The 19,949-nt window shown below is 34.1% G+C and carries 19 protein-coding genes and 3 tRNA genes; 4 read left to right on the plus strand and 18 right to left on the minus strand.

Annotation, left to right across the window (positions count from 1 at the left end; all coding sequences use genetic code 11):
- From ACFSR1_RS04600 to ACFSR1_RS04675, 16 genes are all read right to left on the minus strand, one after another.
- Complete coding sequence (locus tag ACFSR1_RS04600; RefSeq protein WP_378290098.1) at window positions 1–615, minus strand: 3-oxoacyl-ACP synthase; 615 nt, start codon at window positions 613–615, stop codon at window positions 1–3.
- On the minus strand, window positions 612–1,751 hold the full coding sequence (locus ACFSR1_RS04605) for a beta-ketoacyl synthase N-terminal-like domain-containing protein (protein ID WP_378290100.1): 1,140 nt from the start codon (window positions 1,749–1,751) through the stop codon (window positions 612–614). Before ACFSR1_RS04605 ends, ACFSR1_RS04600 begins: the two co-directional genes overlap by 4 nt.
- Window positions 1,748–2,194 carry an acyl-CoA thioesterase gene (locus ACFSR1_RS04610; RefSeq protein ID WP_378290102.1) on the minus strand — a complete coding sequence of 149 codons (447 nt, stop codon included), beginning with the start codon at window positions 2,192–2,194 and terminating at the stop codon, window positions 1,748–1,750. Before ACFSR1_RS04610 ends, ACFSR1_RS04605 begins: the two co-directional genes overlap by 4 nt.
- Complete coding sequence (locus ACFSR1_RS04615) at window positions 2,172–3,461, minus strand: ABC transporter permease (RefSeq protein ID WP_378290104.1); 1,290 nt, start codon at window positions 3,459–3,461, stop codon at window positions 2,172–2,174. The genes ACFSR1_RS04610 and ACFSR1_RS04615 overlap by 23 nt, the downstream gene beginning before the upstream one ends.
- The gene (locus ACFSR1_RS04620) at window positions 3,454–4,212 is read right to left on the minus strand and encodes an ABC transporter ATP-binding protein (protein WP_378290106.1); all 759 of its coding nucleotides are present in this window, start codon (window positions 4,210–4,212) and stop codon (window positions 3,454–3,456) included. The genes ACFSR1_RS04615 and ACFSR1_RS04620 overlap by 8 nt, the downstream gene beginning before the upstream one ends.
- Window positions 4,213–4,219: 7 nt before the next feature.
- On the minus strand, window positions 4,220–5,218 hold the full coding sequence (locus ACFSR1_RS04625) for a BtrH N-terminal domain-containing protein (RefSeq protein WP_378290108.1): 999 nt from the start codon (window positions 5,216–5,218) through the stop codon (window positions 4,220–4,222).
- Window positions 5,215–5,616: a hypothetical protein gene (locus tag ACFSR1_RS04630; protein ID WP_378290110.1), complete on the minus strand. Its 402-nt coding sequence runs from the start codon at window positions 5,614–5,616 to the stop codon at window positions 5,215–5,217. Before ACFSR1_RS04630 ends, ACFSR1_RS04625 begins: the two co-directional genes overlap by 4 nt.
- A 40-nt stretch (window positions 5,617–5,656) precedes the next feature.
- On the minus strand, window positions 5,657–6,112 hold the full coding sequence (locus ACFSR1_RS04635) for a hypothetical protein (RefSeq protein ID WP_378290112.1): 456 nt from the start codon (window positions 6,110–6,112) through the stop codon (window positions 5,657–5,659).
- On the minus strand, window positions 6,112–7,245 hold the full coding sequence (locus ACFSR1_RS04640) for a beta-ketoacyl-ACP synthase III (RefSeq protein ID WP_378290114.1): 1,134 nt from the start codon (window positions 7,243–7,245) through the stop codon (window positions 6,112–6,114). The genes ACFSR1_RS04635 and ACFSR1_RS04640 overlap by 1 nt, the downstream gene beginning before the upstream one ends.
- Before the next feature lie 13 nt (window positions 7,246–7,258).
- Complete coding sequence (locus tag ACFSR1_RS04645; RefSeq protein ID WP_378290116.1) at window positions 7,259–8,182, minus strand: dialkylrecorsinol condensing enzyme DarA; 924 nt, start codon at window positions 8,180–8,182, stop codon at window positions 7,259–7,261.
- A 3-nt stretch (window positions 8,183–8,185) separates the two neighbouring features.
- Window positions 8,186–9,076: an LpxL/LpxP family acyltransferase gene (locus ACFSR1_RS04650; protein WP_378290118.1), complete on the minus strand. Its 891-nt coding sequence runs from the start codon at window positions 9,074–9,076 to the stop codon at window positions 8,186–8,188.
- Between the two features lie 8 nt (window positions 9,077–9,084).
- Window positions 9,085–9,330, minus strand: coding sequence for a phosphopantetheine-binding protein (locus ACFSR1_RS04655; protein WP_378291354.1), 246 nt, complete (start codon window positions 9,328–9,330; stop codon window positions 9,085–9,087).
- Window positions 9,331–9,357: 27 nt separating this feature from the next.
- On the minus strand, window positions 9,358–10,575 hold the full coding sequence (locus ACFSR1_RS04660) for a beta-ketoacyl-[acyl-carrier-protein] synthase family protein (protein WP_378290120.1): 1,218 nt from the start codon (window positions 10,573–10,575) through the stop codon (window positions 9,358–9,360).
- Window positions 10,576–10,581: 6 nt separating this feature from the next.
- A complete protein-coding gene (gene fabG / locus ACFSR1_RS04665; RefSeq protein WP_378290122.1) occupies window positions 10,582–11,313 on the minus strand; it encodes a 3-oxoacyl-ACP reductase FabG in 732 nt (243 codons plus the stop codon).
- 139 nt (window positions 11,314–11,452) lie between these two features.
- The gene (locus ACFSR1_RS04670) at window positions 11,453–12,592 is read right to left on the minus strand and encodes a WG repeat-containing protein (protein ID WP_378290124.1); all 1,140 of its coding nucleotides are present in this window, start codon (window positions 12,590–12,592) and stop codon (window positions 11,453–11,455) included.
- A gap of 101 nt (window positions 12,593–12,693) precedes the next feature.
- Window positions 12,694–14,223 (minus strand): HAL/PAL/TAL family ammonia-lyase, encoded by a 1,530-nt coding sequence (locus ACFSR1_RS04675; protein WP_378290126.1) that lies wholly within the window; start codon window positions 14,221–14,223, stop codon window positions 12,694–12,696.
- Window positions 14,224–14,326: 103 nt separating this feature from the next.
- Here ACFSR1_RS04675 and ACFSR1_RS04680 point away from each other — a divergent pair, with 103 nt between their 5' ends.
- Complete coding sequence (locus ACFSR1_RS04680) at window positions 14,327–15,568, plus strand: NAD(P)/FAD-dependent oxidoreductase (protein WP_378290128.1); 1,242 nt, start codon at window positions 14,327–14,329, stop codon at window positions 15,566–15,568.
- A gap of 80 nt (window positions 15,569–15,648) precedes the next feature.
- Here the strand turns inward: ACFSR1_RS04680 and ACFSR1_RS04685 are convergent, their stop codons facing one another.
- Window positions 15,649–17,322: a hypothetical protein gene (locus ACFSR1_RS04685; protein ID WP_378290130.1), complete on the minus strand. Its 1,674-nt coding sequence runs from the start codon at window positions 17,320–17,322 to the stop codon at window positions 15,649–15,651.
- A 288-nt stretch (window positions 17,323–17,610) separates the two neighbouring features.
- Window positions 17,611–19,206: a hypothetical protein gene (locus ACFSR1_RS04690; RefSeq protein ID WP_378290132.1), complete on the minus strand. Its 1,596-nt coding sequence runs from the start codon at window positions 19,204–19,206 to the stop codon at window positions 17,611–17,613.
- 283 nt (window positions 19,207–19,489) lie between these two features.
- Here ACFSR1_RS04690 and ACFSR1_RS04695 point away from each other — a divergent pair.
- The 3 genes from ACFSR1_RS04695 to ACFSR1_RS04705 all read left to right on the plus strand — a co-directional run bounded on the left by ACFSR1_RS04695 (window position 19,490) and on the right by ACFSR1_RS04705 (window position 19,855).
- Window positions 19,490–19,573: transfer RNA gene (locus ACFSR1_RS04695), tRNA-Ser, on the plus strand.
- A 29-nt stretch (window positions 19,574–19,602) separates the two neighbouring features.
- Window positions 19,603–19,677, plus strand: a tRNA-Pro gene (locus tag ACFSR1_RS04700).
- A 104-nt stretch (window positions 19,678–19,781) separates the two neighbouring features.
- Window positions 19,782–19,855: transfer RNA gene (locus ACFSR1_RS04705), tRNA-Arg, on the plus strand.
- Window positions 19,856–19,949 lie beyond the last annotated feature (94 nt).

Below are 19,949 nucleotides of genomic sequence, written 5' to 3' on the forward strand. Positions count from 1 at the left end.
CTATTGATTATATAATTTATTTAATTCTTCTTTTGTTAGCTCTTTTTTACCTTTTTTTGAAAGAAAAGCCAAAAATACGTCATATTTATCATTATCCAAATCTACCCAACCACAAATAACGTTACTTGCTTTTCCTGTATGCATCAAAACTTCAGAATATTTCGTCATAAAATCAGCATCAAAACTTTCGGTCACAAAAAATGCATTCTCACTTTTTAAAGTATTCTTGATGCTTATCTCTCCCATAATGATGTTAGGCAGTGTATATACAAATACCGCCGGAGATGGATAAAAATCCTTTCTATTCTGAATACTTTCCTGATGTTTTCTGTCAGTATCAAGACTAGATGCTTTATTCGAAAATACTAAGGCAGTATTTTGATCTACATCGTTGATACCTTTCAATAATATCTCTGAGGCTAAAAATCCTAATTTACACAACTCGTCCATCTTGTAAAATTTGGGATATTTTAACTCCAAAAATTTATAAACTCCTTTAGCAAAATCTTTCAGATTATCAGATTCCGCATCCATATATAACTGCTCTCCGTTTTTAAAAACTTTACGATCCCGGAGCGCACAAAAATCAGATATGTAATATTTTTCTTTAATCACGATACTTCTTTTTCAATAATCAATGCCACATTACACCCTCCGAAACCAGAAGCTGTTTTCAATACCCTACTTAATTCTTTTTGATCATTATTGGCAATTACATTAATTGACTCCGAAACTCCTAACTCCTCAAAACCCAAAGAAGCAAACAATTCATTATTTAACAAACAATGTCTTGCGATGATACTTTCTATTAAAGCTGACGCTCCTAATGTATGGCCGTAATATCCTTTTAGACTATTGATTGGAACGTGCTGCATTCCTGCTCGATTAAAAGCGATAGCTTCCATTTCATCGTTATAAGGAGTTGCAGTCCCGTGTGCGGTGATATAATCAATCTGATTGCTCTCTAAACCTGCTTCTTTTAATGCTTTTGTGACACTTATATAAAGCCCTTCTCCTGTTCTTGAAGGTCCCGAAATATGATTAGCATCATTGGCTGAAGCGTCTCCGGTAATACTGATAGCGTGTTCTGTTACATTCTCCTTTCTACCACTCAGCCAGGCACAAGCCGCTGCTTCTCCAAGACTAATTCCGGTTCTGTGCTTACAAAATGGTTTGCAAGGTGCATCGCTGACCGCCTGAAATGAAAAGAAACCTGACAATGTGAATTCTGAAAGTAAATCACCTCCGATTACGATCACATCTTCAAAAAGCCCTGATTGAATCATACGTTTTCCAACAGCTAGAGCTAACCCTCCGGAGATACAAGCATTGGATAATACTACAGGTGTTTGATCTAACTTAAAATAATGTTGTATAGTTTTAGAAATACTGCTTAAATATGCTTTTTCATTAGATTCATTCCGCAAACTATTGATATTGCCTTTGGTAGTAGAAATTATGATCCCACTTTTGGTAATATCTAGAGATGGGTTATTTGCTAATAATTTAGAAACAGATAGCAACATCATCTTCTCTAACTTGGTATAGCCCGAGTTATTTGAAATTGTTTTCCAAGCTTGAGCAAGCTTGTTATTATCAACCACAGCTCCGTAAAAAGATTCAGACCATATTTGATCATCTTCAACTTTTTTAATACCAGTTTGATTAGCGCGAAGATTTTCTATGTTTTCTTCGGTAGAAAACCCAAGTGGTGAAACTATATTATCTGAAACTAAGTAGACTTTTCTCATAATAATCCTACTTTACGTTTCCAATCAAGAAAAAACTCTGGAGTACTTAGAGACATAGTACCTTCCATATCTAAGAACACCTGCGTTGTTTCACCTACACAAACAAGATCTTTATTTTGATTATAAACATTGTATCTAAAAATCATTTTTGCAGCCGGACTATCCACGTAAATAGTTTCTACTGTAGCAATATCTCCATATTTAAGTGGCAATTTATGATTACAATTAGAATTGACAATTGGGGTTACATAATCATTATCTTTAAAGTGTAAATATGAAAGTCCGTGAGTCCGCCCAAAGGCTTCTCGTCCTTCCTCAAAATAGGTTATATAGATTCCGTGCCACACGATACTAAGCGGATCACAGTCATTAAACCTGACTCTCACCTCATGAACGTGTTTAATATCGGTAATAATTTCTTTAGACCGCTTTTTTCTTTTCATAGTATAATATAGCGATTACGATAGTACTAATAAAAAAACCAATAAGCAAACCAATTTCAGGAAGAATATCTTCCAAATTTCCTTTTCTTAGAAAACAATCATAAAAAGCTTCCAATCCCCAGTTCATAGGAGATATTTTAGCTATGATTTGCATAGTCTCCGGCATTGCAAAAACGGGTACCCAAACTCCTCCAATAGCTGCTAACAAGACAACCAAAACAGCACCAAATGGGGCTGCTTGTTCATGAGAATTAAACACCGTTCCTAACAAAATTCCTAATCCAACAGCAGCTAAGCCAGAAGCTAATGCTACAAGATACAACAACCCTAAGTTATCTCCCAAATCTAATATTGGTAAACCTAATTTTGGGAACATAAAAATACCTAATAATAAAATTAAGGTAAACTGTAATAAACTTACCAATAAAAACAAAAATGCCTTACCTCCTATTATGGTTGCATAACTGATAGGAGTAGTTTGTAATCGAACAAATGTCCCTTGACCTTTTTCATGTACAAGATTCAATGATAAGGGTAAAATCATAAAGAAAATTGCAAACAATGTCCAAGCAGGTATATTATGCTGTACTGAATTAGGTATTATAGATTCTCCGGATAGAGAAGGATTGATCTGTTCATATCTCACAAAATTATCCCGATTAAAGGACTTAAGGCTTTCAGACTCGCCTAATTCTTTTTCGAAAGCTTCATAAATAGATTTAGTTTCAATACTGGCAACTAATTTATCTACAGCAAAAATTACAGAGCTTCTAAAGGTTTCCTGAGTTATTGGATCAAAATAGAGTTTTACTACTTTATTCGAAAGTTTTCCTTGTACTTCGTCCAACTTTAAGGAATCCTTAGAGCCTTCAAATTCTTCCAGAATCTTGTTGATGTTCTTATCTATTTGATTTTGGAGCTCACTACTTAATCCTTCAGGAATTATTACGGCAAGTTGGTAATCACCAGAAGCGACTAACTGGCTTGCTTTTTCTTCAGTTAAAGCAATGTTATCTATTTCTGAAATTGGTTCCAGAAACTCTATATCTACGAAACTCTTTTGAATTTCATTTGATAATTTCCCTTTATCCTTATCTACCAGAAGTATTTCTATAGAATTGCTTGTAACAGATTTGAAAGTAGCATCTTGAATCAAAGTAATGGTAATTACCAAAACTATAGGCATTAAGAATAAAATAACCAAACCACCGGGGTCCCTAAGTAATAATAGAAACTCTTTCTTTATGGAAGCCAAAAGTCTATGCATAATCTCGTAATTCTCTTCCTGTAAGTTCTATAAATACATCTTCTAAGTTTCTAGCATCTTCCGTTTCTGAAATCAACTTGGCTGGGGTGTTCTCAGCAATTATTTTTCCGGAATCTATAATTCCTACCAACGAACATAAATCCTGTGCTTCTCTGAGATGATGGGAGGTGTAAATTATAGTTGTACCTGCCTTGTTAAGCTCCTGAAGCTTGGTAGTGATTGCCTGTTTTGACTGTACATCTACTCCAACTGTTGGCTCATCCAAGAATAACAGTTCGGGATTATGAAGTATTCCTGCAATAAGATTTACCCTTCTTTTCATTCCTCCAGAAAATGTTTTAATTTTTTTATCTGCGAAAGGAAGTAATCCCAATTGATCCAAATGTGTGGAAACAATGGGCTTCAACTCAGATTTTTTCATACCGAACATACTTCCAAAATACAACAAATTCTCTTTTGCCGTTAATTTAGGATATAGGGCATATTCTTGTGGTACCACACCTATTGTTTTCCGAATTTCTTTGTCATCCGTTTTAAAACTCTTCCCAGATATCAACACTTCTCCAGAAGTTGGTTTAATCAAACCGCATAGAATAGAAATCAATGTAGTTTTACCAGCTCCGTTTGGACCTAATAATCCATACACTTCTCCTCTATTTATTTGTAAGTCCACAGCATCTAAAGAAAGAAAAGTAGCTCCTTTATATTGTTTAGAAACTTGTTTTATTTGAATAAGAGGAGTAGTGTCCATTCAGAAATTATTTAATTGCCTTCTTAAGATCTAAAAAGAAAGCCCTTTCGGCTAGAGCAATTGCATCTAGCTTATCTGCTATTTTATTGTAAGCATCCGTTTCTCTACTCCTGTTTTTGTACAATCTGGAAGCATCGATAGCAAAATCTCTCCATTGATCACCAATAGTAGTCATTTCTTTTGACAACTCTGCAAGTCTAGGGTTTTCCATAATAACAGAAGCTTCCTGTAAAAATGCTGCAAAAATAAATCGAAAACCTCCTCCTCCAGTTCCTATTTCTTCTTGCATTCGAACCAACTGACCTAAATAATGATTCGTTTTCTTTACACCAATCTTATCAGGCCATTTACGAATTCGTTTGGCTACATATCTTATTCCCCTAAATCCAACTAGAGGAACCGGTGCTAACATATGCCTATATGCCTGTTTAATTCCTTTGGTAATTGCTTTTTTAAGGTCTACTTCATTCGGTAATTGCGTTGGGTAATAAATATGACCATTAGGAGCAAATGGCCCCTTGGCAAAACGCACTTTTTCTAATTCCTTAGACGACAAAGTCGTAACCTCTGGCATTACCGGATCACTTATTAAATAATCATCACCTTCTTTTCCATACACCACTAAGTTATGTGCATTGAAGTGAAAACGATATTCATCAGGAAAATATGTTAAATTGTATACACCAACTTGTAAACCTACCGGGTTATTTTTAGATAATTCCGCATCTAATGTTTGTTGCGCTTTATCTGTGGATTTGAACTTATGTCTTTTGATCTTAAACCCTAGTCTTTTACTAACTCTGGAAAATATAAATCCCGGCACCGGTCTAAAACTAAACATTGGTGCAAAATTCACTTTTATAAAAGGAATATATATGAAAAAGACCCCAGAAGCGATACCAAAAACCATGGGTTCACTTACTTTGAGTCCATTATAATTCAATAAATTAGAAACCACCCCATTTTCGCAATGAGCGGATTGATTATGTTCAAAGTTGATTTTCAAATCTTTGGATTTTTAAGTTCTTCTAAAGAAACCTCAAATGCTTCTGCATATTTCTTTAGTATTTTTTCGCTTAGTTTTTTGAAGGTTTTAGCTTTTAAGTGTCTTTTTACTCGCCATTGCCATAACCCAACATATCCGGATAGCACTACTACATCCATGCGCTGTAATTCCATATAATATGCTATCGGACTGAGTTCTCCTTGTTTTATTTTTTGAATAGTTTCTCGAAGTTGTTCTTCTATTAATTCCAGAGACTCATTTAATGCAATAGTCTTAGCATCCCAACCAGAACTAAGTGCTTTTCCGTACTTCCCGTCTTTATCTACGGCATACACCACTTCTTTCATATTGGTATGAGAAAAGCAACTTTCGTCTTGAGGTACGTCTTCTTTTTTCATACTAATTATTTTTTAGAGTTATTCAGGAAATGGACCAACATTAAGCATCCACAATAATAGTTTTCATTTCAGAAGATGCTATCAAATTTCCGTTTGTATCCTTTACTTCTATTTTCACAAGGGATACCTGCATAATTTCGGCAATTATTTCTACGGTAGTAATAAGCTCTGTTCCGATTTTAGGCAACGTATAAATGGTAGCATGTTTTATTGAACCTATAAAGCCTGTTTTAGGTTTCTCATCTTTGCCACGATTGATATAACCTCTATATCCTCTATGCAAAGCAATGCTTTGTGCCATATTCTCTATAAGTCCGCCTTCTGTAAAAAACTGGTCAGAGGTTAGGATATTATCGGATGTCACTTTTAAACCTGAAATTACCTTCTCTGTATCAAAATGCAGTAATTTATCAATCATCACAAAAGGGTCTTTTTGTGGGATCAACTTCTTGATGAAATCTACATCTGTTATCTTTTCTTCCAGCTGATTATCCATTAGCACACGGTAAGTAAAATATGAAAATACGAAAAACGACCACTTTCAGGAACAAGTACTAATATCTTTTCTCCTTTTTTTAACTTGCCGGAGTTCTTCAATTCATCAATCATAAGATATATCGATGCAGAACCTACATTACCTACATTCTTAAGGTTAGTAAACCATTTTTCTTTAGGAATTCCTATTCCTTGTCCTACCATTTCATCGTTTAGCTTTCCTTCAAAATAAAAAGAAGACATATGAGGTAAGAAATAGTCTACGGTATCTATATCTAAATTATTTTTGGTCACAGCATCCTTTAGACTTTGAATAGCTTTTTTAACCACATGCTCGTCCAGGACTTTCACATCTTGTTTTAGAGAAAATATGGAATCGTTAAGCCATTCTTTTGGAGTGTAATCTGTCCAGGGCTTTAAAGAACCATCTTCTTGTTTTTCTCCACCTGCATACATACAAGCCTCCAGTTCGTATGCATATGAATATGCTTGCATCCAGTCAATCCTTAAAGAAGCATCCCCTTTAGGTTCTGATTCTAATAAAAAAGCTCCTGCTCCATCAGATAACATCCAACGCAGAAAATCTTTCTTAAAACCAATCACAGGAGTTTCTTCCAGGTTTTTAAGATTATCTATCTCTTCATTATATTTTTGAGATTGCATCCAGCTTGAAGATCTTTCGGAACCTGTACAAACAGCATTATTACTATTACCAGATTTTACAGAAAGGAAACCATATTTTAAAGCACTCATTCCAGAACAACATACTCCAGACGCTGAGTTAAGCTCCATGCTTTCTGTATCTAATAATCCGTGAACCATAGAAGCATGAGAAGGAAGTAAGTTATCCGGCCCGGTTGTTCCACAAGAAAGTAGTTCTATATCTTTTTCAGAAAAACCATCATTACATAGGTTTTTTATAGCTTCCTTGGTAAGCTCAGCATTATTATGAGTTACATTACCATTAGCATCTATCGCATAATAACGTTCTTTAATACCGTTATTTCTCAAAACAATTCTTCTGGCTCTGGAGGGTTGATCATCAATCATGCCTAATCTCCTCTCCATTTCATCATTAGAGACCGGCTCATTTGGCAAGAAATGCCCTGTTTTTGTTATGTAAACGTTCTTCATAAATTATGATTACCTATCGTAATCTTGTTGATTGATAATATTTAATGTCTTTTTTTATGCGTGCATAAAAAGGTAAATAAGTCAACAAAAATATAATAAAAACTATAGGTACAAAAACCCAAATCGCAAATTGTAGATAATACTGGAAAAAGTTTAACCATTTTGCTCTTCTTTTTTGTGACTTAAGCCCTACTTTATATATATGTGCCGACCATTTACTAAAGATATGATTTCCAGATTTATCTGATCTAATTAAGAAAGGCTTTATCGTAACAGCACCCTCTTCTACCAACTCTTCCTGTAATTGTTCAAAATTTTTCTGAAAAAGATGTTTTTTAATAATTGTTCCAAATTTACCTGCTCCATTAATATCTTCATCAGAAACTCCCGGTTTTGGAAAAACACCCAAATATTTAGTTTTCTTTCCTCCCATCATCCAATGCACTATGGTAATCACACTAATATGATTCCAGTGCCTATCAACAAAAGCTATATTTCCTACTAATTCGGCTTTACAATCGACTAACAATCTTTTCACCTTCTCCTGAGTTAATATCCACATGTTTCTAGAACCATTAACGGTAATTACAGGTGTATCCTTTAATAGTACTTTTGCGTCATTTCCTTTTAGAAAAGAATTCATTGGAATGGAAGGTGAAAGATACCAAACTGTATACCCAAGTATAATTAGATCATATTTTTTTGATTTAACCTCTTCTGGAATAGGAATATTTGGTTTAGCTATTTGCAAATAAGACTCCGGAAAAACTTGCAAAAAATCCTTTTTATTCCAAGGAAACGGATAAGAATCTTCTGGATGAATTTGCTGTAATGTTAATGAGCAGTTTTCATCTAGCTCAAGCGGTTTAGTAAGATTTGTTAATATTTCACCTAATTGACCACTTTGGCTATAGTACAATACGAGTATATTTTTCATAAATCAGGTGTTAAGGTCATCCCAATAGTCATAATAATTAAACCACTGTAAGGGATACTTTTTAACCATAATTTCAGTATTTCTGACATACTCTCTTAATACATGGCTAGGTTTTATAGAGGGTTCTGAAAACTCAGGCTCTCTAGCATATAAATTATATTGTTTACCTGATCCTTTCATAATGTACATATAAAGAATAGGTTTCTTCTTTCTTGCTGCTAACTTGTATGGCCCTGAAGGAAATTTTACCGGCTTTCCAAAAAAGTCGTGTTCAATGAACTGAATACCTTCAACGTACCTATCTGCAGCAAAAATAATTACTTCTCCATTCGCTAAGACATCATTCATTTGGAAAATATGAGACATATCCTCCTTGATCACTATAAATTTCATCGTTGTGTCCATAGATACGGCACCAACATATTGCTTAATTTGTTCATTTTCTTGATCCGTTACTATTAGATTGACTCCTGTATCTGTCATATCGAACTCATCAAAAAAATAGCGAGCAATATTAAAACTACCTATATGACCACTAAACACAACTCCACCTTGCTTCTTATCTAAAAGACTCTGAATCTTTTCTCTACCATCATAAGTGAAACTAAATTTGTTTTTTAGACCATAAGAAATAGCTGTTCGATCTATAAGCGTTTGACCAAAGACAAAATAATTCTTGTAAACATTTATAAATGATTTCCAAGGGGATAGTTTAAGCCTTTTATTATAAAAATAATAACTAGCTTTTGTCGTAGAAAAAGAAAACACCACATAATATGCTGCTACAAATACCAAAATAGAATAAGCAGCATTAAGACCTAAGTTCTTTATGAAAAAAATGAATATTTTATATCCTAAAGGTGTTCCTTTAGCCTTACCTTCCCATTGGGCCATTATGTCTCCTAAATATTGACTTTACGTTCTATCAAATCATAAAAATCTTTGAAGCTTTCTACACCAACAAAATCATCTCCTACCAGTTTAACTCCAAAAGTAGCCTCTATGGCTACTACAAGATCAACATAGTCTAAGCTATCAAGATCTAAAGTTTCTTTAAGGTTTGCATCAGGAGCAATTTCATCAGCTTCAACCTCGAATTCTTCTATCAAAAATTCATCAACTTTTTCGACAATTACACTTGTTTCCATCATCTTTCTAGTAATTTTTTTTCTATTCTAAATCTTTTTAATGACGATTGCAGAATTTGTGCCCCCAAACCCAAATGAATTCGACAAAAATACATCAATTTTTTTATCTACCGTTTCTTTTACCAAATTTAACTTTGAAGAATCTTCATCCGGAGATTCTAAATTAATATTAGGTGCGATAAATGAGTTGTTCAACATTATTAATGAATACACAATTTCACTTGCCCCAGCCATCCAACATTCATGTCCTGTCATAGATTTTGTAGAGCTTACATAAGGTTTTGATCCCCCAAAAACCTCGTTGATCGCTTTTGCTTCGTTTGCATCTCCAATAGGAGTTGAAGTCGCGTGCGCGTTTACATAATCAATATCCTCTGGATTTATATTAGCCTGTTCCACAGCACGTTTCATTGCTCTGGCCGGTCCTTCTTGATTAGGAGTAGAAATATGATCTCCGTTAGAAGAAAAACCATAACCAACCACTTCTCCCAAAATAGTTGCTCCTCTTTTCATAGCACTTTCATAAGTCTCCATAAACAAAGCTGCTCCACCTCCACTTGGCACTAGTCCATCCCTCTTACTATCAAAAGGCCTTGATGCTTTTGTAGGATTTTCTTCATTTATAGAGAAAACACCTAATCCATCAAAACTACCAAACGCATAATCATTTATTTCCTGAGCTCCTCCACATAACACATAATCTTGTAATCCCTGCTTGATCAAAAGATACCCCATTCCTATGGAGTGCGAACCACTGGCGCAAGCAGCGCTAATTGTAAAATTAACTCCTTTCAATTTAAAGACAGTAGAAAGATTCATGGTTACCGTAGAGTTCATGGATTTAAAAACCCCACCAGAACCTACAAGCGTAGTATCTTTCTTAACTCTTATCTTATCAATTGCCTCCATCACCGATTCTGCAGTACTATCATTACCAAACAGCACTCCTATTTCCTCTCTATCTAAAAAATCCTGATCAACACCTGCTTGATCAAACGCTTGTTTTGTTGCTATATACGCATACTCGGATTCAGATCCAAAACTTACTCGTTGTCTTCTACTTAATTCTTTTTTTAAATTTGGCTTAGGTACTACCCCTGTTAATGCCGATCTGTATCCAAATTCTTTACGAGAAGGTTCGTAAACGATACCAGATTTTCCTTGGTACAATGATTCTTTGACCTCATCCACATTTGTTCCAATACAAGAATAAATTCCCATTCCAGTGATAACTACTCTTCGCATACTCAATTATGAATAAATTCCTCCATTTATGTTAACAACTTCTCCGGTAATATATGATGCTTTCTTGGAAGCTAAAAAAGCCACTAAATCGGCAACTTCTTCTGCTTCACCAAAACGGTTAATTGGTATCATACGTTTCAGTTCTTTTTCATCCATCTCTGCAGTCATATCCGTCTTAATAAAACCTGGAGCTACCGCATTAACAGTAATCTTACGTTTTGCTACTTCCTGAGCTAAAGCTTTCGTAGCTGCTACAAGAGCTCCTTTTGCGGCAGAATAATTAACCTGCCCTGCTGTCCCCTTAACTCCAGAAACAGACACCACATTTACAATTCGACCGTAACGATTGGTCAGCATTTTTTGAATCAGATGGTTTGTAACATTATAAAAACCATTTAAGCTAATATTCAAAACATCGTGCCAGTCCTCTGGTTTCATCCACATAAATAATCCGTCTCTGGTAATTCCAGCATTGTTCACAATTACCTCTACTGTTGCATCCGGATTATGCTTTATCCAACTATCTAAAACCTGATGCGTCTCTTTTAAATCAGCAACGTTAAACTTCAGTAATTCACATTGACCACCCTCATCTTCAATCAGTTTTTTTGTTTCATTAGCCGCATCATCATTTGACTGATAATTAATCAAGATAGGATATTCTAATTCTTTTGCCAATTTTACAGCAATTGCTCTTCCTATTCCTCTGGATCCACCAGTAACAAGGGCGTATTTCATTTACAACGTTGGTTTTAAGATCAAAAATAATTATTGAATTAAAAATGCAACAATTATTCCAAATTATGATTTATTTAACAATATTAAAAGATTCCTAACAACTTTAACAATCGTCTAATGTCGTAAGTATCCAAAATTTTTATTTAATTTTAACGAAAGGCTCCGCATTTTCAAACCACTTATCTCCTAAAAGTTTTCCATCCGGCATCAAAAACCCCCAGCTTTTGTTATATTTTACACGAGCAAGTCCATCCACAAAACCTTTTTCGGCTACTCTACCAGATAAAAATCCAAAACTACCAGCAGTAATTCCGTACTTAGTTTCAATCACTAATTCTCCTTTCGTGTTGATGAATCCCCATTCTTCAATTTTAACAGGAGCTAGTCCGTTGGCATCAAAGAAATCAACATCATCATACTTGTAATCTACAACTACTTTACCATTAGTATCAATAAAGCCCCATTTGTTACCATTAAAAACTCCTGCATATCCATTTTTAAATGGTTTTGCCTTTACAAACTGAGGTTCTATCACCCATTTACCTGCTGCATCTATAAATCCTATTTTCTCATCTTTCTGAGCAATCGTATACTTTCCTCCTGCTCTAAAGTCCCAAATTTTTGTTGCTCCATCAACTTTGTTGAACGAATTAGGAGAAGCAATACCAAAAACTTTTTCTCCCTTTTCTGCACGGGCAACACCATTCACATAATTTCCTATGGATGTATATTCTGGTTTAATAACAATATTTCCTTTATTGTCTATGATACCCCATTGATCAGATTGGTTTGCAAACCTGGCATATCCGTTCTGAAAACCTTTGATAATTTTATAGGTAGGTTTAGAGATAACTTCTCCTTTTGGGTTTATGAAGCCCACCATCTTACCGGCTTTAATAAAAGCCACTCCGTCTTTAAAAGGATATAATTTCTCTGCGTCAGAAAAGTTCAGTTCTTTGCCTTGTTTATCAATATACATCCACTTTTTGTCCTTCATCACCATCGCCACGCCACTATTAAAATCCTTAGCCTTGGAAAATTGAGGTTCTAAAAGCCATTTTCCATCAGGATTTATATATCCCCATTTCTTACCATCTAAAACCAATGCAACACCATCTGCAAAACTATTGGCCTTTTTGAACTGCGGTGCAATAACAAATTCTGCTTTTTTATCGATATAACCAAATTTCCCATCTTCTCTTACTTTTGCAAGTTCTTGAGAACATAAAGTTTGTAAACCAAATACTAATGTTAGTGTAATTAAGAGTGCTTTTTTCATCATATTTATATTTAAGGTTTATTTTTTAGTGTATATAAGTAAACACAGGTAAACATGAATAACTATATATCGCTTATAAATTAAATCTTAATTCAAAATACTTAGTAGGCATCATTTTCCTTCAAAAAATCTTTAACTTTCTGAACAAAAGGATATGTAATATAATCTTTAGTAAAAGGGGGAACAATTGTTTTAATATCCTGAACCAACTTCTGAGTTCTGCTTGACAATTTATCTCCGAAATCCAAAAATTCCAAAGCCTGCACTATCGTCATCAATTCTATGGCGAGAACTTCGAATGTATTTTCTATAACTGTCTTAGTCATATTTGCAGCATTTGTTCCCATACTAACAATGTCCTGGTTGTCATTGTTATTTGGTATACTATGCACATACATCGGGTTAGAAAGCACTTGATTTTCTGCAGTTGTAGATACTGCTGTAAATTGAATTCCTTGCATTCCGAAGTTAAACCCTAGTTTTCCTAAATTAGCAAAAGGAGGTAATATATCATTCAACTTAGAATTGAGAAGATAATTTAACTGTCGTTCTGCAAGCATCGATAATTTAGTCGTTACCAACTTTAGTTTATCCATTTCCAGAGAAACGTAATCTCCGTGGAAGTTTCCACCGTGGTATACGTGTTCAGTTTCCACATCGATAATAGGGTTATCGTTAGCAGAATTTAATTCTTCAATCAATATCCTACCTACGTGTTTTATGGTATCGCAAACGGGACCTAAAATCTGAGGGACACAACGAAGTGAATAATATTCCTGAACTTTTTCCTTAAAATAAGTATCACCATTCTGACCAGAATATAAATGCTCCGTACGGTCTCTTGTTAGCTTACTATCGGACAAGTGCTCTCTCATTTTACGGGCAACATCCTGTTGGCCCAAATGTAGTTTACTATGATTTAATTCTTCTGACAAGTGATCATCGTAGGCTTCAACAATTTCATTAATAGCTGAAGAACAACAAATTGACCAATCCAATAATTTTTGTGCATTGATAACATTAACAATTCCGATACCGGTCATTGCCGAAGTACCGTTCATCAATGCTAATCCTTCTCTGATCTTAACCTCGATAGGTTTTAGACCGAGTTCTTTAAAAACATCTTCAGTATTTCTTCTTTCTCCTTTGTAAAAAACTTCCCCTTCTCCAATTAGAACAAGTGCTAAGTGAGCTAATTGAACCAAATCACCACTTGCTCCAACTCCACCGTGCTCAAAAATCAAGGGTGTAATATCATTATTGATAAGGTTTTTTAAACCTTTAATCACAGAAACATTTACTCCAGATTTACCCAAAGACAAGGTGTTAAGTCTGGCTAGCATTAATGCCTTTACATAATCAGGTTCCATTGCTTTACCAGTACCTGAAGAATGGCTTCTGATCAAGTTATATTGTAGTTCAATTCTATCTTTGTCGTCAATCTTATATTGAGCCATAGGCCCAAATCCTGTATTTACTCCATAGATCACTTTATTTTCAGAAAAATTCTCTAAAAATTTAAAGCTATCATTCACTCTTTTTTCTATAGATTCATCTATAGAAATCTTCTTATCGTTAAAAATAACGCTTAGAAAATCTTTTATTTCTAACCTTTCTTTTAGTATTAGCATTCGCGAATTAGTAAGTTTTTTCCAATATTTGTAAAAAAATTCAAGTTTACTCTTTATTTTTACCGAGGGCAAATGTAATGTATTTAATGTACCTTTGAAAATTATGAAAAAAGAAAATGTAGATGTGCTAGTTATTGGTGCTGGTCCGTCAGGCAGTGTTAGTGCTGCCTATCTTAACAAACACGGAATAAACGTTAAAGTAGTAGAAAAGACAAAATTCCCCCGTTTTCAGGTTGGAGAAAGCCTGATCCCTAGGTGTATGGATAATTTTGAAGAAGCAGGTCTTCTTGATTGTCTCATGAAACAAGGGTACGAAAAAAAATACGGTGCTCGCTTTATTAAAGATGGTGTTCAAGGTTGTTTTGACTTCAGCAAAAAATATGGAGAAGGTTGGGACTGGACCTGGCAGGTGCCAAGAGATCATTTTGACAAAACACTTATAGATGAAGCTATCAGACAAGGAGTTAGTGTTGATTTTGAAACTGAAGTTACCAAGGTAGAATTTAACGGAACTGACTCATTAACGACAGTAAAACACCAAGATGGTTCTGAAAGCCAGATTGAAGCCAAGTTTATTATAGACTCCAGTGGTTTTGGTCGTGTGATAGCGAGACAACTTGGACTTGAGGCACCTTCAAAACTTGCAGAGCACGGGTCAATTTTCACTCAGGTAAAAGATGTTAATCGCCCTGAAGGTGTTGAAGGAACTACGATTACTTTTGAAATCATCGAAACCGAAGTATGGTTTTGGTATATTCCTTTCTCAAATGGAAATACAAGCATTGGTTTTGTAGGACCGATGGAATGGATCAATAAATTTGAAGGAAATAAAACGGAAGTTTTACAAGAAATGATGAAAACTTCTCCTTATTATTATGAGCAGTTTAAAGACATTCCTTATTTATTTGAGCCATATAAAGTAGAGAACATAGCGAAAAATGTGACTAAGTTATATGGAGATGGCTTTGTACTTACTGGTAATAGTGCGGAATTCTTAGATCCAGTATTCTCTTCAGGAGTTTCTTTTGCAACCGAAACCGGATTATTATCTGCAAAATTGGCTATCAAACAACTCAATAACGAAGAGGTTGATTGGCAAACAGAATTCGTCGACTATATGAAACAAGGTGTCGATGTGTTTACTACATATGTCAAAGAATGGTACACTGGGAACTTACAAAAAATTATTTTTCACGATAAGCCTAATGACGAATTTAAAGAACAAATTTGTGCAGTACTTGCAGGCTATGTTTGGGATAAAACAAATCCATTTGTTAGAAAGCATAGTCATATTGTAAGAAATGTGGCAAAACTTGTAGAAATGGAAGAAAATATGTCCGAGTAATTTTCTTTCAAAAACATAGAATTAAAAAAGGAGGCAATTGCCTCCTTTTTTTATCGTTATAATATTTTTCAGTCTTATCTTTATTTCTTGGCTGTTACCTTAACAAGAAAGTCTTTACTTCTCCCCTCGAAACCTTCTATCAAAATCTCAGAATCTGATAAAGGAAATATTTTATCCGTTTCAAAATGCTCTAATTCTGTTCCATTAAATTCTCGGGTATTAAAAATAGCCTCTTTTATTACCTGTCCTGTTTTATCATTGATTATATAAGCTGTAAAATACCCTCCTTTTCCATCTGTATGTTTATAAGGAACCTGATCTTCTGTCAGATTTAAATTCTTTACATTGTCTAAATACAATAAATAATGATTTTCTCCAGCAAACATATGTGTATAAGACATGGTTCTTTTACCTCTTTTACCTACTTGTCTTTTTGGTAATTTATGCATCCAGGCAAGAGTTCCATCTGCATTAATTTTTGCAGCCAAAATATCTCGATAGTAATAAGTATAGCTTGTACTAGTTCTTCCAGAGGAACTCGTTCTTGTTTTAACAACAACATATCTTTGCTCTCCCAGGATTAAAAAACTACCATCGTTATTAGCGGCAATAGAATTAATTTTAAGACCTTCGAATGCAGGACTTTCTTCATCATCGCCTTTTTTCTTTTCATTTCTTTTCTTTTCTTTTTTAGTCGCGTATTTAGTTAACATTTCTAACGGAAAATCATAACTCATAAACTCACTAATCGCACCCTCATTATTAAGCTTTGCTGTAAAAATACCAGTCGCCTGCCCTCTCTTTTTATTAAGAAAAATTCCACTTCTTGAGTCAGGGTTTTTAGAAGTGCCTGATAAAACAATATTACCCAGCGCATCTTCATATAACAAAACTTCATCTACAAACTTATCTCCGATCTCTATCTTATTATTGATAATTGAAGTTGTCCCTTTCTTTACTTTGAATATCTCCAAATGATAATTAGCATCCTTCTTTTTTCTTTTTTTTTCGTTTGTCGTGTCATCTTCATACACCTTAACCAACATGAAAAAATTACCTTCTTTGTCAATTACAAAATCTTCATTGTCCATTTTCTTTTCCGTATATGGCATTTCTATAACTTCATCCCATATTGGTTTCAGATCTTTATCAAATACATTTATTGAAATTCTATCAAAACTTTTAGAGTCATCTCTAAATTTTGGTTTTAACCGATACTCTATTAATAATTTATCATTATCATAAGAAGTTCTGTATTCATACTTATTCAATGTCTTTGCCTTGGTAGTAAAAAAACCAGACCTAACAAATGCAAAATCACCCGCAACTTTACCTTCTTGCCTTATAATCTCTTTGAAATCACTTACTTCTAATGTTTTTAAGGAAATTGATTCATATTCCAAAGACTCTACTTTTGCTTTTCTATCCCACTGAGGATAAAAAAATAAAACTTCATCTCCCAATCGCAGAATTTTCTCAAAATCCTCTCTTCGTTTTTCTTTAAAGAATTTTTTATATTCTTTTCTCTCAATTTCTTTTAATGTATTTGGATCAAATTTTTGAACAACCAAATGGTCTTTATGCCTATTAATCCCAATCACATAACCGTCGTAATCATAAAAATTTCTGATATCTCCATCGGTTTCGCCATATTGTTCTCCAACCTCTACGGTAAAATTTTCTGATAATTTAGGGGCTTGGGCCAATACATTTACGGAGACAAATAATATTAAAAGTAAAATTCTTGTTTTCATATTCATTATTCGGTTTACTTATATTTCAATTTTGTTATTAATATTACGCACGAAAGTAACATTATTTGTTATAATATTACCATCCAAAACGAATAGAATTCATCTACTCATACTACATCTGTAACGTATTGAAAAACAAATATTTAATAGTATTTTTTTGTTTTTTTTGAAATAAGATTATTTCCTTACTCCTGCATATTGTTTAACAACTATGCATTATAAAAATAAATTAAACATCAACGCATTATTAACGTCTATGTAATGCCTTTTATAAACTTGAGATAGTTATTAATCGGCCAAAGAAACTTTTAACAACAAATTGTTCTTTTTTCCATCATACGCTTCAAAAATCATGTCTTGGTTGGGCAACGTGGCAGCTTTATAAACTTCCAGATTATCCAAACGGGAATTTCTGATGTCACTTCCTGTTAGAATAGGCTCTTTAATTACTTCTCCACTAGCATCATCAATAGTATAAGAGGTTAAATACAAAAACTCTTTTTTGCCATCAAAATATCTTGTAGGGTATTCATCAAAAGATCTTTTTAGGTTGGTAAAATCGTCTATATAAAACAGATAATGCTTTCCATTATTTTTGAAATTGATATACGACATACTACGTTTTCCTCGTGCCCCAGTTTGGTATTTTGGTAATCTATGAAACCACTGCACCTTTCCTTCAGAAGATAGTTTTGATGCAATGACATCTCTATAGAAATATTTATAGGTTGTTCTAGAACCTGAAGAACTAGAAGTCGTAAAAGATTCAACATATCGCTGTTCTCCCAATATTACCAAACTTCCATCATCGTTATAAACCACATCGTTCACCTTTAAGTTTTCAAAATCCTTTTTGTCTTTTTCATCCTGGGTCCCTTCATTAATTCGTTCCTCCCTTTTTAAGGCATACTGTTGTGCTATGTCTGTTGGAACCTCAGTTTTCAAAACTGAACTCACCAGACCGGTTTCATCCAAACTAGCAGAAAACAGACCTGACATTTCTAATTTATTGTCATTATTTACGTAAAACCCAGAAACTCTAACCTTACCTTGTTTGTCCAAACCAATTACAGCATCCATTATTGATTTTCCCGGTAGCTCTATTTTACTTTTAATAATTTCTTTAGGGTTTTCCTTTATTTTAAAAACTTCAGTCCTGTATGCATACTCTAACTTATTCTTTTCTTCTGCGCTCGAATTAAATACTGAAGCTGTCATATAAAAATTTCCTTCATTATCAATGGCAAAATCTTCATTCTCCAACCATTTATTGGCATAAGGTAGTCTTACTTTTCTGCTCCAAAGCAATTTCAAACTACTATCATATATACTAATACCTATTTTATCGGCTTTATCATTAGCTGTTTTTATCCTAAACAGCACTAACAGTTTAGTACCATCAAATGATTTCTTAAAAACAAATTTGTTAATCCTTCCACCGGCATCAAAACCGTAGGTACTTTTAAAGCCAACATCATTTGTGATATTATCTTTATCACTACCCACCAGCACTGGTTTCTCTGCTACGATTCCGGTAAGTGATATTTTTTGAGCAAATGCTTTATCCTTCACGGTGTAAAATACAACTGCTTTTCCATTAAGATCCATGACCGTCTGAAAATCTCCTTTATCTTCTATTACCTGTCTCTTTTTTACATCTTCTTTTAGATCTTTCAGAGAAAAACGCTGAATTGTCATGTCATTTCGTCCTTTTTTGATCGCTACCATTCTATCTCCGGATGCAACATAGTATGAATTAGAACTTTTAATTCTTTTATACTTTTCTCCCATTTTGAAACTAAAATCTTCGGATAGCACAGGTTTTTGTGCAAATGAATAAGAGGTTATAAAAATTAAAAAAACAAAAAGGCACTTTATCTTCATTTTGGATATTTTTTTATCTGAATACATAAGGTATAAAATTAGGTCAAGTATCACAAATATATGATTCTTGATTGAAACGTTTGTTTTTATAGAATTTTATACTGTTTTTGAAATTTTATATTGATTTGTTTGTAAAGAAAAAACTGATTTTCAAGTTTTTAAAATAGTCTACTTTATAAAACGAAAATAATGATAAAAAAATGTTGCATTGTAGTATCATAAAAGCTACATTTGCATCCGCATTTGAAATATTAATGTGGAGTTCTTAATCAATTTTGATTACGGAGAGGTGCCAGAGTGGTAATGGAGCAGATTGCTAATCTGTCAACGCGTAAGTGTTGCCAGGGTTCGAATCCCTGTCTCTCCGCAATAGTTTTGAGTATTATTTTCAAAATTCGGGGTGTAGCGTAGCCCGGTTATCGCGCCGCGTTTGGGACGCGGAGGTCGCAGGTTCGAATCCTGCCACCCCGACAATTTGAAAAACATAATGTATCCGGTCGCGTAGCTCAGCTGGATAGAGCATCCCGATTTCCAATCGGGACGGTCTCAAGTCAATTGAGTAACAAAAAAATATCGGTCGCGTAGCTCAGCTGGATAGAGCATCTGCCTTCTAAGCAGACGGTCACAGGTTCGAATCCTGTCGCGATCACAAGAACCCCGCAAGTTGCGGGGTTTTTTGTTAAATAACTTATAAGTGTTTATTGTTTACATACTCTTTAGTGAATCCTTAAATAAATATTACA

The sequence above is a fragment of the Aquimarina rubra genome, from assembly GCF_042684305.1.
GTDB classification, from domain to species: domain Bacteria; phylum Bacteroidota; class Bacteroidia; order Flavobacteriales; family Flavobacteriaceae; genus Aquimarina; species Aquimarina rubra.